The organism is Pseudochrobactrum asaccharolyticum (genome assembly GCF_003314995.1).
Lineage (GTDB): Bacteria > Pseudomonadota > Alphaproteobacteria > Rhizobiales > Rhizobiaceae > Pseudochrobactrum > Pseudochrobactrum asaccharolyticum.
In genome coordinates this window covers 16,561-31,278 of sequence record NZ_QNRH01000012.1, presented here as the reverse complement: position 1 = coordinate 31,278, position 14,718 = coordinate 16,561, and the positions used below count along the sequence as shown (strand labels likewise).

Here is a 14,718-nt window from a genome sequence, read left to right as displayed (position 1 = left end):
GCGTTAAATCAGACAGTCTGTGTTTCCGGCACGAATGCCGGAAAGGTCTGTGAGATACTTGCAGGCGGATACGTAAACTGATGTATTTCAGAATATACGAATTCTGAGGTTCAAGATACAAATATCCGTTCCCGCCGGAGATACCGGTAAGTTGCAAGGGGTTTCACACTATGGGGGTGAAAGCGGCGCTTGGGAGAAAACCGCTTTCAGTATCAGATAATGCGATCTGTTATGATCAGATCATCTCTCTGATAATATGTAAAAATCGTGCTTCAAAAGCAGCCTCCTTTTCAAAGGCATCAGGGGTCGCCTGCCCGACGGTGAAGCCGGACAGGGCATGGTGTTAAACTTGCCTCAGCGTTTCCAGAACTTCTGAAAATGCCGGTGTATTTTTCAGTGCTTCCGCCGTCATCCGGCCGTTGCTCATCACGATGATACGATCCGCAATTTCTGCCTCACGGCGCAAATGGGTCGCGATAATCATCGTGCGGTTTTCAGTGCCAGATCCGCCACTCGCTTGCGCCAGACGCTGCAAAATGTCCTGCGCAGTGGTTTTATCGAGGCCTTCGGTTGGTTCATCCAGCAGCCAGAGCGGTGTATTGTGCAGGAACAATCGTGCCAGTGCGAGACGCCGTGCTTGCCCGCCGGACAGGCCGAGACCGCCTTCGCCCAGCATGGTTTCCAGTTGCTGCGGCATCTCTGTGACTGTTCCGGACAAACCGGCCAGTTCCAGCACCTGCATCAAATCCGCATCACTTGCTTGTGGCTGTGCCAGACGCAGATTTTCTGCCAGACTATCCTGAAACAATTGCGTTTTCTGCGTCAGTAGCGTTGCCGCATCATGGCGCACAATACCTGAGTTTTGCACCATCTCACCGGCAAGCAATGCCATGAGTGTTGATTTACCTGTGCCGCTGGTACCGACGATTGCCAGTTTTTCACCCTTGCGCACTGTCAGATTGATATCCTGCAACACCAGAGGAGCATTATCCTCATAGCGCATCTCAACCTGTTCGAGATAAACTGCATCTTGCGGATTGGCCGGTTGCACCGGCATATAGAAATGCGGTTTTGTATCGTAGCGATCACCAACCCGCTGCGCGGCCATCAATGTGCGGCCAAGCTCCATCGCGCCACGGCGCAGCGCTGCGAAAGGCTCCATTGCACCCAAAGCCATCAGCAGCGCGAAAGCCGCAACGGCAGGTGAAATCACGCCCGCTTCTGCAAGCCAGACACCACCAAGCAATGCAACACAGAGCAACAACACACTGGCAATACCAAAACCGGCTCCGACAGAGACTTCGATACGGTTCAGGTGATCATCAGCAACTGACAAGCGCTGATCTGCCATGCAGATACTAGCGCTCTGTGCTTTCAGCCGTCCGGCCATCAGCAGATCAGTCTGGCCGGAAACCAGATCAATACTGCGCGCGCGTACCGCTTCGACAGCCTTGGCGCGACGGCGCACCGGCTTCATCGCCCAGAGTGCTGCAATCACCGGCAGACCAAAGCCTGCCACAAGCAGCACAAGCACCATAGCCAGAGAGAAAGTCGTATCCATTAGCCAGAAGGCGATGCCGACCACCAGCATAGTCACAAAAGCCGCCGCAGCAGGAACCAGTACCCGCAGATACAAAGCATCCAGTGCATCAATATCTGCGGTCAGACGGAACAGCAGACGGCTCGGACGGCGCAGCAGTGTTTTTGCTGCCTGTGGTGCTGCCCAGCTGCGGAACAATTTCTCCCGCATAGCCGCCAGCACGGCCAATGTAGCATCATGCGTCACCAGTCGCTCGGCATAGCGCGAAGCTGTGCGTAAAATCGCCAGCAAACGAATACCCGCAGCCGGTGCAAAGACATCAAATGCCAGAGCAGTCGCACTTGCCATTCCGGCAATGGCTGTGGCGGTGATGAACCAGCCGGACAGACCGAGCAAAAGAATACCGCACAGAACTGTAATGGAAGACAGCAACATGCCTGCCCATAATTTACCGCGCTTCTCCGAGAAGAACAGTGTCAGAACGGGTTTAAGAACTGCAAGTTTTTTCATTCTGCCGCCCTCCGTTCAGAGGAAACAGCAATTGTTTCATCCTTGCTATCTGCATGAATGTGCAGGCTCTGCGCACCGGCGGCTCTGTCCACACGGATCACCCGCCCCATTTTTCGTGCCAGTTCTTCGTCATGTGTTGCAACGATCAAAGTCTTGCCCTGCGCCATAACCAGCAAGCCCTGCGTAGCTTTGGCAGCAGTTTCGCTGTCGAGATGCGCGGTCGGCTCATCGGCAAAGATAATATCCGCACCGGACTTCAAAGCAGCTCTTGCCAGTGCCAGACGCAAGCCCTCACCACCAGACAGGCCGGTGCCGTTTTCACCAAGATCAGTGGCGGCTGCGGCAGAGGCAACACTGTCGAGTGCCGCCGTTTTTAAGGCATCCTGCACATCATTCAGTGTAAAGCCGTCACGTCCCAGTGTAATATTGGCACGTACAGAACCGGAGAAAATATGCGGTTTCTGCCCGACCCATGAGAATTGCTCACGTAAGGCTTCCGCATTGTTCTGATCCAGCACTGCGCCATTGATCAGCACATCGCCATTACGCGGCGCGATCAACCCTGCCATCATCGCCAGAATTGTCGATTTACCGGCACCACTTGGCCCCAAGAGAGCCACATGCTCGCCTTTGGTGACCGCCAGATTGAAACCGCTCAGCAATTCAGCTTCATCGCTGCTATCGTAGTTGAAGTCCACATCGCGCAGACAGATTGCATAGTTGTTATCTGTCTCGTCTGCAGCCTGCGTAGCAGTGCTCTCTGCAGTCAGGCTCATACCGCCCGCGCTGATATTTTCCAGAGCATCAATGGCCGCTTCACCGGCAGCACGATCATGCCAGACGGCAGATAATTCCCGCAGCGGCTCGAAAAATGTCGGTGCCAGCAGCAGAATAAACAACCCCTGCCCCAATGTCAGTGTCGCGCCCCATGCACCGAAGTTTAATTCTCCGAGCAAATGGAAACCAATATAAACCGCGACCATAGCCACGCCCAGTGCGGAGAATAGTTCCAGCACAGCAGAGGACAAAAACGCAATCCGCAGCACAACCATAGTTTTTTCGCGCAGCGTTTCCGCATTATTGCGCAGACGTTGTGCAGTCAGATCAACCGCATGAAATGTACGAATGGTGGCAAGACCACGTAAACGGTCGAGCAGAAAACCGTTCATCTGCCCCATTTCCACCAGCTGCTCTTCACTTGCAGCTTTTGCGCGATAACCGATCAGCGCCATGAAAACCGGAATAAGCGGAGCCGCGACCAGCAAAACCAGTGCCGCCGCCCAGGAATACCACAGAACTGCAGCAAGAAAGACAAACGGAACAGTCATGACTTTCATCTGCACCGGTTGATAGCGCGACCAATAGGTCACGATCATTTCGGCCTGTTCAGCCAGAATACTTGCCGCCTCACCCGATGCCGCACGATTGCGATCCAGCGGGGAGCGGGCTGCCAGAGCTTCCACAGATTTTGCACGTAAATCAGACAGCGCCGTGCGCGATGCTTTATAAGCGATGCGCTCGCCAGCACCCTGCATCGCAGTTCGCAGCAGACCAAGCGCAAAAATACCGGCTGCAATCATCAGCAAATTGCTGACTTTACCGCTGACGGTCAGTTCATTGATTGCATAGGCCATCAGCCCCGCCTGCGGCAGCCAGATCAGAGCTGCCAAGGCCTGCAACCAGCTGCCTTTGCGTAAATTTGCCGGCTGCGGCCGCCTTTTACGACGGCGCGCAGATGGTTTTGCAGCGCCGGCAGGTTTTTCACTGCCGCTCGCTGCAATCATTTCGGGGGCGGGATTTTTCCGGGTCGCTGCCATATTCGGGGGACGCGCAGCGGAACCGGCTAATGCTTCACTCAATCCGATTGCCCCTCTTTTTTCTGCGACCGGCTACGGCCAAGCGAGACAATCTTGTCTTTGGCTTCCAGAAAACGCGTCACTTTAGAGCCCATGCTCAGGAGCATGGTCAGTCGTTCGGTTTCCAGAGATTTCACGTCATCATACCAGTTGGTCAGACGCTCGATCAGACCATGCATATCGCTCATGCGCGCCTGCGCAAAAGCATCACTCTCTGTTGACGGTTTTTCCATGAGAATTTCACGCAACACGCTCAGGGTCGGATCAACCTCACGTTTCTTGCGCTCTTCAGCAAGGGTACGCAAAATCTGCCAGACATCGCCCGGTGTTGAGTAAAAATCACGCCGGTCACCCGGAATATGTTTCAGCAGCACCAGATTCCAACCTTGCAGTTCTCTAATACCCATAGACACATTCGATCGCGACACACCGAGCGCATCCACGATCTGATCAGCGCAGAGCGGATCTTTAGAAAGATAGAGCAAGGCATAAATCTGCCCGACCGTGCGGTTAATACCCCAGCGGCTGCCCATTTCACCGAAGTGAAGTACAAATGATTGTACGGTTGGTGACAATTCCAATTCAACTGCTCCCGTATTTTCTGAACTTTCAGAAATTACTGAAAGTTCAGATATTATTATTGTTGCTCCTCCGCAACCCGCAAAGCAGGTCTGGACAATAAGTCGCAACACAAATCAGAGAAGGGACAAGCCCAAAATCGCTAATAAAGATCGGTTGATGTCGGCAATTGCCTGCTATCATCCGTTTTATCGCGATGCATGGTCGCCCGCGTCAATAGCATCAGTGTTACCGGCGTTGTCACAAACACAAAAGCGGTAATTAACAGTTCATGCAAAACCGGACGCGATTGCAAGACCGTAAAGAAAATAATTGATGCAATGAGAATGCCGCCGACACCAAAAGTAGTGCCGAGAGTGGGGGCATGAATCCGTTCATAGAACAATTTAAAGCGTACCAGACCGATCGCGCCAATCATCGTAATCAGTGCTCCGGCGAGCAAAAACACCGAAACCAGAATGGCAGCCCAGAGCGGAAGTTCCAATGTATGGCTCATTCGATCACCTCGCCCCGCATCAGGAATTTTGCCAGCGCTACGCTGGAAACAAAGCCCAACAGACCAATAACCAGCGCTGCCTCAAAATAAATCGACGTGCCGGTACGAATACCAAAAGTGATAAACAACATCATCATCGTTGCATAAAGCGTATCCAGCCCCAGCACACGATCCTGCGCACGCGGACCTGCGATCAACCGGTAGGCTGCACATAACAAGGCAACACTCAGACAAAGCTGCGATATCAGCAGCGCCCATGATAAAATCACTGTGCTCATGTGAAAATCTCCATCAGCAGGCGTTCGTAATGCTGTTTAATGACCGTACGGAACTCGTCTTCACCTGCTTTATCCAGAATATGAATCAGCAGTACACCGGTCGCCGGATTGAAATTCACCCAGGCGGTACCGGGTGTGGAGGTCACGATACAGGCCAGAATGGCGAGCGGCAGACGTCCGCGCAATTGCAGGCTGATCGTCACAAAACCGGCTTTACGTTCTTTTGAACCGAAAAGAATGATTTTGATCACAGCCACATTCGACCAGAAAATATCAACAATCACCCGCCAGATCAGCTCGATAATAGCGCGCAGCGAGCGCACACGTACCGGTTCCGGATCAAGCGAGGTAAAGGCCAGACCGGCACCCACAGCAACAAAAAAGCCGAGGATCGCATGGCCTGGTGTAAAGCCGCTCAAGAGCAGCCACATCACCCAGAAGCTCAGAGACAGAATAGGATGGGGAAACAATGATCTCATTGTGCGTCTCCCTTCGCAGCCGGTGTCGTACTGATCATCGGCTCAAATCCGGCTGAACGTTTCGCATCCAGCACATGATCAATATAATTATGCGGGCGATGCAATGCCTGTGCCGTGGCATCCAGATAGCGCATCACCGGTGCCGCCTGAATGGTCAATGCAAGACACAAAAACAGCAAAGCTGCGACCGGTACCAGCTCAATCACCAGAACGCGAGGCACGTTACCCTCCATCGACGCCCAGAAGGTACGGATACCGGAACGAGACATAGCAATTAGTGCAGCAACGCCGGAAAGAATGATCAGCGCCACATAGACCCAGCTTGCAGTTGAGATTGGTGTATCAGTGCCCATCCCCGCCGGATTAAACAAAGCGGAAAGCAGCGAAATTTTTGCAACAAAACCGGAAAACGGTGGCAGACCGATCAGCAAAATAGCGCTGACAGCAAAACAAGCACCAAGAATAGCAAGGGTTGCAGGGAGTACCGCTCCAACTTCCTCTTCCTCTTCTTCCTCTTCATCACCATAGGCTTCGATCGTCACTGCAAGCACGTTTGCGGCAGCATCCTGCCCGCGCTCCACCAGCTCAATCAGCAGGAAGAAAGCGGCAATCGTCAGTGTCGAGCTGACCATATAGAACAGCGCACTGCCCGTAACCGCCACATTGCCTGTGCCAATAGCGGCCAGCAATGTACCGGACGACACCAGCACACTATAACCGGCAATGCGTCCCAGTGCCTGCGACGCCAGCACCCCGATCAGACCAAAGGCAATCGTCGCCAAACCGATATAGAACAGCGCCGCATCGCCAAATCCGGTTGTTCTCGGTGTCAGTTCACCGAAAAACAGCAGTGACAAGCGCAACAATACATAAATTCCGACCTTGGACATAATCGCGAACAATGCCGCAACCGGCGCTGCTGCCGCCGTATAGGTTGTCGGCAACCAGAAGTTCAGCGGCCATGCACCGGCCTTCACCAGAAAGGCTGTACCAAGAATTGCGCCGCCTGCCTGCAGGAACATCAGGTCTTCTGCCGGTACTTCCGGAATACGCTGCGCCAGATCCGCCATATTCAGTGTGCCGGTCACACCGTAAATCATACTGACGCCGATCAGAAACAGCGACGAGGCTGCAAGATTGACGGCAATATAGTGGAGACCCGCTTTAACACGCGTTGCACCTGTACCGTGCAAAACCAACCCGTAAGAGGCTGCCAGCAGAACCTCAAAAAACACGAACAGATTGAACAGATCGCCGGTCAGGAATGCACCATTCAGCCCCATCAGCAACAGCTGGAACAGGGTATGGAAATGCGAACCGACTTTGTGCCAGCGTGCCAGCGAGAAACACAGTGCCGCCAGCCCCAGAATACTGGTCAGCAGCACCATCATTGCCGAAAAACGATCCAGCACCAGCACAATGGCATAAGGTGCAGGCCAGTTGCCCAGCAGATAAGGGATCACTCGGTCGTCCGGCGTATTCGCCATATTGACCAGCATAATCGCCACAACAAACAGTGCAAAAGTTGCGACAATGCTGATCGCGGATTTCAGCACACGGCGGCGCTCATCATAGAGCAGCAACAGTGCGGCTGTTACCAGCGGCAGCAGAACAGGCGCAATAATCAGATGGTCTTGCCAATTCAGCATTACTGGTTCTCCCTGCCGTCAACATGGTCTGTACCCGTCAGACCGCGGGAAGCCAGCATTACCACCAGAAACAGTGCCGTCATGGCAAAGCCGATCACAATCGCCGTCAGAACCAGCGCCTGTGGCAGCGGGTCGGTATAGAGTGCGGGATCGGGCTGATCACCCAGAATAGGCGCAGAATCCTGACGCAGGCTGGCCATACTGAAAATGAACAGATTGACCGCATAGGAAATCAGCGACAGGCCGATAATAACCTGAAAAGTACGCGGACGTTGCAACAACCAAAGGCCGGATGCTGTTAGAATGCCGATACCAAGTGCAAGAATAAGTTCCATTACCGTCCCTCTCCTTGCTTAACGAGTACAGCTTGCTCAGCCTGTTCCGATTGCGTTTTCTCCGAGCGGCGATGACGGATCGACTGGTGCGCCAAGGCAATCAGCATCAGAACCGTTGCACCCACCACCAGCGTAAAGACACCGATATCAAACAGCAGCGCAGATGCGACCGGCATTTTGCCGATCAGCGGCACTTCGGCATAATCAAAATAGGTGGTGAGGAACGGGTAACCGGCGAAGAACGATCCCGCACCGGTCGCCGCAGCAGTAAGCAGACCAAAGCCCATCCATTTCACCGGCAAAATGCGCAGATGGCTTTCCACCCAGCGAGTACCAAAAGCCAGATATTGCAGAATGAAGCCGATTGCCATGGTAATACCGGCAGCAAAACCGCCACCCGGCAGATCGTGCCCGCGCAGCAACAAATGCATCGCGAAAACGATAATGACACCGAACAAATATTGCATAATCACCGATGGCACGGCGAGATATTCAGACAATGTTGCCCCCGCATCGCGCTCCGGATCTGCCGCATCATAGGCATTCTGGATTTTCTGTTGTTGCGGGGATTCAATCGTGTCAGATGCCGGACGGAAACGACGCAACAGCGCATAAACCGTCAGGCCAACAATACCAAGCACGGTGATTTCGCCCAGCGTATCAAAGCCGCGGAAATCCACCAGCAACACATTGACCACGTTTTTACCACCCGCTTCCGAATAGGAATTAGCGAGGAAGTAATCCGCCAGTGTTGCAGGGCTGAAGCGTGTCATCATGGCATAAGAGACAACAGCCATACCGCCGCCGCCCGCCAGCGCGATAATCAAATCGCGGTAACGGCGGATACGTGGTACCAGCGGAATGCTCGCATTCTCATCTTCCTGCCAGCGTTTCGGCAGCCAGCGCAGACCAAGCAACAGCAGCACGGTTGTCACGATTTCCACCAGCAGCTGCGTCACCGCCAAATCGGGTGCAGACAACCAGACAAAGGTAAAGCAGGTGACAAGCCCCGCACCGCCAAGCAGCATCAGCGATGCCAGCCGGTGATATTTCGCCTGATAAGCCGCACCGACAGCACAAAGTGCGCCGATCAGCCAGACCGTTGCAAAAACAGGATCAACCGGCAACGGTGTCAGCGGCCCCATAAATAAGCCGGACTGATAAACCGGCCATGCACCGGCCATCACTGCGACGAGGATCAAGACCCGCATCTGCGGCTGCAAACGGCGTGTTCCGAAGCGGCTTTCAATACTGCGCGCCCAGCGCCATGAAACAGTGACCAGCACCAGTTCGAAAATACGCTGACCATTGAGATGGCGCAGTAATGGCGGCCCCTCATCACATTTGGCCAGATAATTTTTCATCAGCATGAAAATCACTGTACCGCCGAACAATGCAATCACACTCATCAGCAGCGGCACGTTAAAGCCATGCCAAATCGCAAGACTATATTGCGGTGTCTCACTGCCCAGCACGGAGAGGACTGCGGTATGCAGGAACGGCCCGACGATCAGCGTCGGCACAATACCAATCAGCAGGCAGAGCAGAACCAGCAGCTCAATCGGGAAACGCACCCATTGCGGCGGTTCTTTTGGCGTATGCGGCAGATCAACCGGCGCAGGACCAAAGAAGGTCGAATAAATAAAGCGGATTGAATAGGCCACACTGAAAGCACTGGCGAGGGTCGCCACATAAGGTGTGGCCGTATCCAACCATGAGGAAAGATGGGTTTCCACGGCTTCAGCAAAGAACATTTCTTTGGAGATAAACCCGTTCAGCAACGGCACACCGGCCATCGCCGCACTGGCAACCATCGCGAGTGTCGCCGTCACCGGCATAAAGCGGAACAGCCCGCTCAATTTTCGCAGGTCACGCGTGCCGGTTTCATGATCGATAATGCCCGCAGCCATAAATAGCGAGGCTTTGAAAATCGCATGATTGACCATATGGAAAATCGCGGCAACGGCAGAAAGCGGGCTGCCAAGGCTCAGCAAAGCTGTGATCAGCCCCAAATGGCTGATCGTTGAATAGGCCAGCAAACCTTTAAGATCTTGCTGGAACAGCGCGAACCATGCACCGAGCAACAAAGTGGTCAGACCGGCAAGACCCAGCAGCCAGAACCATTCTTCGGTTCCTGCCAACGCCGGCCACATCCGCACCATCAAAAATACGCCGAGTTTCACCATTGTCGCAGAGTGCAGATAGGCAGAAACCGGTGTCGGCGCCGCCATCGCATTCGGCAGCCAGAAATGGAACGGAAACTGGGCGCTCTTGGTAAAAGTACCGAGCAGGATCAGCACCAGTGCGACCGTATAGAGCGGGTGGTTTTTAATGATGTCGCCGGAGGCAAGAATAACGTCGAGTTCATAGCTGCCAACCATATGGCCGAGCAGCAGAACACCCACCAGCAGACCAAATCCGCCAAGACCGGTGACTGTCAGCGCCATACGCGCACCGTCACGGGCACTGACATTCTGATACCAGTAACCGATCAGCAGAAATGAGAAAATACTGGTCAGCTCCCAGAATACGACCATCAGGATCATATTACCGGACAGCACCACGCCCAGCATTGCGCCCATAAAGGCAAGAAAGAACGAAAAAAAGCGCGGTACCGGATCTTCCGACGACATATAGTAACGTGCATAGATCACGACCAGCAGGCCGATACCGGTGACGAGCATGGCAAACAACCATGCCAGACCATCCATTCGCAAGGTGACGTTGAGACCATAGGCAGGCAGCCAGGCCAGCTGCGTATGCAGAACTTTTCCGCCGGAGACATAAGGATAAAGGGCAATCGTGAGCAGCAGTGATGCTAATGCGGCAAGACCAGCAAACCAGACAGCAACTTGCCGGTCATTCGATCTGAGCAGGCCTGTAAGGGCGCAGCCAATAAATGGCAATGAGATGAGTAAAAAAAGGACTTTTCCGTCCGTCACCATCCGCGCCGGCCTCCTCAAATCAATTACGGGCAGTTTCGGTTTTTAAAACTGCCGCCTCAAAACGAAATTATCTCGTTAAATCCGGTTGTTATTATGTGGTTTCGACCCCTCCAATAGCAAGTGCTTGATTGCAACTTATGTCCGCTATTTCCTGATCTTCGGCACAAAATTTCTGATTTTTTGAGCTTTTACACAATATGTGGAAAAACTCGCGGGCAAATTATCTATTAAATTGGTTGAGAGGCTATAATCAGGGCAAAATATGACAGGAATTTTGCAAAACAACGGCTCTGCTGTGTGTTTTTCTGCAATTGTCGAATCATTCAGAATAGCCGAAGCTGCAGCATGAAATTGACCAAAGCATGCCGGCTTAGCCTTAGAACCGTTTCAGCCAGCATGCTGTAATATAAAATGTTAGAGCGACTTTTGTGCGCCAGACAGGGCGCACGGCGCTCTATAGCATACAGGAATATCCTATGGGTCCGCAGACAGACAGCGTCCAGTCATCCCCATCATTACCGAAGAAGACACAGATCGTCATTATTGGCGGCGGTATTATCGGTGTGTCTGCGGCATTGTTTCTGGCGCAGCGGGGCATTCCGGTAACCCTGCTGGAAAAAGGTGTGATTGCGGGAGAGCAATCCAGCCGCAACTGGGGCTGGTGCCGCCATACAGGGCGCGACTCCCGTGAAATGCCGCTGATTGTTGAGAGCATGAAACTGTGGGAGCAGATGAATGCACTGACCGGACGTGAAACAGGCTTCCGCACAACCGGCATCGCCTTTGCAGCAGAAAAAGAAGAAAACCTCGAAAAATGGCGTGAATGGGTGCAGATCGCCAAAGAACACGGCATCGACAGTCAGGTTGTTGGCAAGCAGCAAGCGGAGGCATTGGCACCGGGCTTGCAGCGTCAGCTCCATGGCGCGCTATATACAGCAGCCGATGGCCGTGCCGAACCGCAAAAAGCAGCGCCCGCCATGGCAGAGAAAGCGCGCGAACTCGGCGCGATCATCATGCAGAATTGCGCTGTCCGCCGCATTGAAACCACCAATGGCCGCGTCAGCAGTGTCATCACCGAGCAAGGTGCCATCGGCTGTGAAGCAATCGTAGTCGCAGGCGGCAGCTGGTCCCGCCTGATCTGCTCCGATCTCGGCACAACACTGCCGCAGTTGAAAATGCGCTCATCTGTCTTACGCACCACACCTGTCGAGGCCGGTGTTGATGCTGCCATTGCCTTCTCAGATTTCGCGCTGCGCAAACGGATGGACGGCGGCTATACGGTTGCCAGCCTGTCGGGCAGTATTGCAGATATTGTACCGGACAGTTTCCGTTTTTTACCGAAATTCATTCCGGCATTGCGGACTGAATGGAAAACCGTGCGCCTGCGGTTCGGCCAGCGCTTTATTGAAGAGGCTTTTGAGTGGAAGTTGCGTCCTGCAGACCAGACGTCGATTTTTGAGAAAATCCGTATTCTTGATCCGGAACCGCATAAGGCGGCCAATCAGGCCGTGTTCAAAGCACTACAACAGGCACTGCCAGCTTTCAAGAATGTGCAGATTGCGCAACAATGGGCTGGCCTGATTGATACGACACCGGATATTGTACCGGTGATATCACCGCTCGATCATATACCGAATTGTATCGTCGCCACCGGCTTCTCCGGCCATGGCTTTGGCATCGGCCCCGGTGCAGGCAAGCTGATTGCGGATATGGTCACCAATGAGCGTCCCGTGGTTGACCCTGCACCATTCCATATCAACCGCTTCAGCGACGGCTCCAAAATTCATATTGAAATGTGGTGATACGCGCTGTTTTTAAATCAGACGCATCAGATACAGCCCTGCCAGCAGGGCTGTCGCACCTAAAATCACGGAAGACAGAATATAGACCAGCGCGGTGCCGATATCACCGTTTTCCATCAACAGCACTGTTTCCAGTGAGAAGGCCGAGAAGGTTGTAAACCCGCCCATAATGCCGGTGGTCAGAAACAGCTTCCAGCTATCAGACAGCACAGCCTCCTGCCCGCCGCGCGTGGTGAAAAAGCCGATAATCAGCCCCATCAGAAGCGAACCGACAATATTGACAATGAAGGTGCTGATCGGAAACACGGTGAGTGCTGCAAAACGGGCGAACAACAGCCCCGTACCGTAACGGGCTGCACCACCAATTCCCGCACCGAGGAAGACAATCAGAAATTTCATTTTGTCTTCCTTTCCTAACTGATCAGTCGTTTTCCTGATCGCTGTCGTCAATAGGCTTGCCCGGAATGACATAGGCGTCAGACAGCCAGCGATTGAGATCAACACTGCGGCAGCGCGGTGAGCAAAACGGATAAGAGTCACGCGTTGAAGGCTTGCCGCATTCAGGGCAAGGCCGGCTCGGGCGCAACGGTGTTACATTTTCATAGGAGCCGGCAGGTTTGTCGTCATCACTCATCAGACTTTGCCTTCGTGCCACTGCTCGTAGACCGGAAATTTTTCACCTTCCAGCAGAGCCTGTGTTTCATGCAGCGGTAAACCGACAATATTGCTATAGGAACCAACCAGCTTAACGATAAAGCTGCCCGCCAGTCCCTGAATAGCATAACCGCCCGCTTTGCCGCGCCATTCACCGGAGCTGATATAAGCATCCATCTGGCGACGGCTCAACCGGTCAAAACGCACACGGCTTTCAACCAGCGCCTGCCGCACACTGCCCTTAGGCGTGATCAGACAAACACCGGTAAATACCTTATGGGCACGGCCGGAAAGCAGACGCAGGCAATCCAGTGCCACATCTTCGCTCTCCGCTTTCGGCAGAACCTGCCGTCCGACGCCAACAACAGTATCGGCCGCAAGAATGAAAGCGGATTGATAATCCGTATCATTCTGCAGCTTTTCTTTCGCTTTTTCCGCTTTTTGCCGGGACAAACGCTTTGCGAGCGAGCGGGGATGTTCCAGTCGCTGCGGTGTCTCATTGATATCAGCCGGTTGCAAAAAAGCGGGTTCAATACCGATCTGCGCCAGAAGCTCAATGCGCCGCGGCGAAGCCGAGGCCAGAACCAGATTATGGGACATTGGTGTCTTCATTGTCAGGGAGGAGTCCGGCAGCAGAAATCTTATTTAAAGCGATAGGTAATACGACCTTTGGTCAGGTCATAAGGGGTCATTTCAACCAGTACCTTGTCACCGGCCAGAACGCGAATACGGTTTTTGCGCATACGACCAGCGGTATGAGCGATAATTTCATGTTCATTTTCGAGCTTTACGCGGAACATAGCATTCGGCAAAAGTTCCGTTACAACGCCCGGGAACTCAAGGACTTCTTCTTTAGCCATATGGTACCTGTCTTTTAGTTTAATAAATCTGCATCATGCAGAAGGTCTGATTTTGCGCGGAACCTATATGATTAGAGTCCGTTTGTGAACAACTGAAATGTTGAACTGATAAAACTAGGGTTTTGATACCCTAAAACAGGCTCAAAACCACGCTAATGATACATAAAAAGCATGAAATGCCGGATTTAAGGTGCATAAACAGCCCTGAATGCCCATAGCATATGCAGGACTCACTATCAAATTTAGCACGTCTTAGCACTTATTGCAGAAAGCGCTCTGTAATTTTTTGCTTCAGCCGATCCCGCACATCACGATAAGCGGCCAGCCGCTGATCACGCGAGCCGGTCACCAGTGTCGGATCCGGCATCGGCCAATATTCCACATTGGCTGCGAAACTGCGCATCCGCTCCAGAACCACATGATGTGCCTGCGGTGTCAGTGTAATGATCAAATCGAAATAACCGTCATTCAACTCTTCAAGTCCGACAGGCTGGCGCTCATTGAGGGACAGCCCCTCTTCTTCCAGCACCGCATCGACAAACATATCGCGCTCACCACGCGTAACACCGGCTGAGGCCACATAGGTTTTGCCGTTCAATAAAGAACGGGTGAGAATTTCCGCCATCGGCGACCGGATCGCATTCATCCCGCATACAAACAAAATGGAATCCGGTTTTCTGACAGCGGCAGCGCTATTAAAATCATCCGGTATCTGATCAGGGCTTACGCTCATCA

15 protein-coding genes are annotated in these 14,718 nt (G+C 53.1%); 1 reads left to right on the top strand and 14 read right to left on the bottom strand.

Annotation, left to right across the window (positions count from 1 at the left end; all coding sequences use genetic code 11):
- Positions 1–343: 343 nt before the first annotated feature.
- The 9 genes from cydC to DFR47_RS19375 all read right to left on the bottom strand — a co-directional run bounded on the left by cydC (position 344) and on the right by DFR47_RS19375 (position 10,667).
- Positions 344–2,050, bottom strand: a complete 1,707-nt coding sequence (gene cydC, locus DFR47_RS19415; protein WP_113946166.1) for a thiol reductant ABC exporter subunit CydC — start codon at positions 2,048–2,050, stop codon at positions 344–346.
- On the bottom strand, positions 2,047–3,834 hold the full coding sequence (gene cydD / locus DFR47_RS19410; RefSeq protein ID WP_113946192.1) for a thiol reductant ABC exporter subunit CydD: 1,788 nt from the start codon (positions 3,832–3,834) through the stop codon (positions 2,047–2,049). Before cydD ends, cydC begins: the two co-directional genes overlap by 4 nt.
- Positions 3,835–3,905: 71 nt before the next feature.
- The gene (locus DFR47_RS19405; RefSeq protein ID WP_113946165.1) at positions 3,906–4,487 is read right to left on the bottom strand and encodes a GbsR/MarR family transcriptional regulator; all 582 of its coding nucleotides are present in this window, start codon (positions 4,485–4,487) and stop codon (positions 3,906–3,908) included.
- 140 nt (positions 4,488–4,627) lie between these two features.
- Positions 4,628–4,981, bottom strand: a complete 354-nt coding sequence (gene mnhG / locus DFR47_RS19400; RefSeq protein WP_113946164.1) for a monovalent cation/H(+) antiporter subunit G — start codon at positions 4,979–4,981, stop codon at positions 4,628–4,630.
- A complete protein-coding gene (locus DFR47_RS19395; RefSeq protein ID WP_113946163.1) occupies positions 4,978–5,259 on the bottom strand; it encodes a K+/H+ antiporter subunit F in 282 nt (93 codons plus the stop codon). Before DFR47_RS19395 ends, mnhG begins: the two co-directional genes overlap by 4 nt.
- Positions 5,256–5,738 carry a Na+/H+ antiporter subunit E gene (locus DFR47_RS19390; protein WP_113946162.1) on the bottom strand — a complete coding sequence of 161 codons (483 nt, stop codon included), beginning with the start codon at positions 5,736–5,738 and terminating at the stop codon, positions 5,256–5,258. The genes DFR47_RS19395 and DFR47_RS19390 overlap by 4 nt, the downstream gene beginning before the upstream one ends.
- Positions 5,735–7,384: a monovalent cation/H+ antiporter subunit D gene (locus tag DFR47_RS19385; RefSeq protein WP_113946191.1), complete on the bottom strand. Its 1,650-nt coding sequence runs from the start codon at positions 7,382–7,384 to the stop codon at positions 5,735–5,737. The genes DFR47_RS19390 and DFR47_RS19385 overlap by 4 nt, the downstream gene beginning before the upstream one ends.
- A gap of 2 nt (positions 7,385–7,386) precedes the next feature.
- On the bottom strand, positions 7,387–7,722 hold the full coding sequence (locus DFR47_RS19380) for a Na+/H+ antiporter subunit C (protein ID WP_113946161.1): 336 nt from the start codon (positions 7,720–7,722) through the stop codon (positions 7,387–7,389).
- On the bottom strand, positions 7,722–10,667 hold the full coding sequence (locus DFR47_RS19375) for a monovalent cation/H+ antiporter subunit A (RefSeq protein WP_113946160.1): 2,946 nt from the start codon (positions 10,665–10,667) through the stop codon (positions 7,722–7,724). Before DFR47_RS19375 ends, DFR47_RS19380 begins: the two co-directional genes overlap by 1 nt.
- Positions 10,668–11,143: 476 nt before the next feature.
- Here DFR47_RS19375 and DFR47_RS19370 point away from each other — a divergent pair, with 476 nt between their 5' ends.
- Positions 11,144–12,469 (top strand): NAD(P)/FAD-dependent oxidoreductase, encoded by a 1,326-nt coding sequence (locus DFR47_RS19370; protein WP_113946159.1) that lies wholly within the window; start codon positions 11,144–11,146, stop codon positions 12,467–12,469.
- Between the two features lie 12 nt (positions 12,470–12,481).
- Here DFR47_RS19370 and crcB read toward each other — a convergent pair whose 3' ends face one another.
- The 5 genes from crcB to DFR47_RS19345 form a co-directional block, all read right to left on the bottom strand.
- The gene (gene crcB, locus DFR47_RS19365) at positions 12,482–12,868 is read right to left on the bottom strand and encodes a fluoride efflux transporter CrcB (RefSeq protein WP_113946158.1); all 387 of its coding nucleotides are present in this window, start codon (positions 12,866–12,868) and stop codon (positions 12,482–12,484) included.
- A 22-nt stretch (positions 12,869–12,890) separates the two neighbouring features.
- Positions 12,891–13,103 (bottom strand): DNA gyrase inhibitor YacG, encoded by a 213-nt coding sequence (gene yacG, locus DFR47_RS19360; RefSeq protein WP_113946157.1) that lies wholly within the window; start codon positions 13,101–13,103, stop codon positions 12,891–12,893.
- Positions 13,103–13,723, bottom strand: coding sequence for a Maf-like protein (locus tag DFR47_RS19355; RefSeq protein ID WP_245416653.1), 621 nt, complete (start codon positions 13,721–13,723; stop codon positions 13,103–13,105). The genes yacG and DFR47_RS19355 overlap by 1 nt, the downstream gene beginning before the upstream one ends.
- A 41-nt stretch (positions 13,724–13,764) precedes the next feature.
- Positions 13,765–13,983 carry a translation initiation factor IF-1 gene (gene infA / locus DFR47_RS19350; protein ID WP_002965531.1) on the bottom strand — a complete coding sequence of 73 codons (219 nt, stop codon included), beginning with the start codon at positions 13,981–13,983 and terminating at the stop codon, positions 13,765–13,767.
- Between the two features lie 259 nt (positions 13,984–14,242).
- Positions 14,243–14,716 carry an arsenate-mycothiol transferase ArsC gene (locus DFR47_RS19345; protein WP_113946155.1) on the bottom strand — a complete coding sequence of 158 codons (474 nt, stop codon included), beginning with the start codon at positions 14,714–14,716 and terminating at the stop codon, positions 14,243–14,245.
- Between the last annotated feature and the right edge of the window lie 2 nt (positions 14,717–14,718).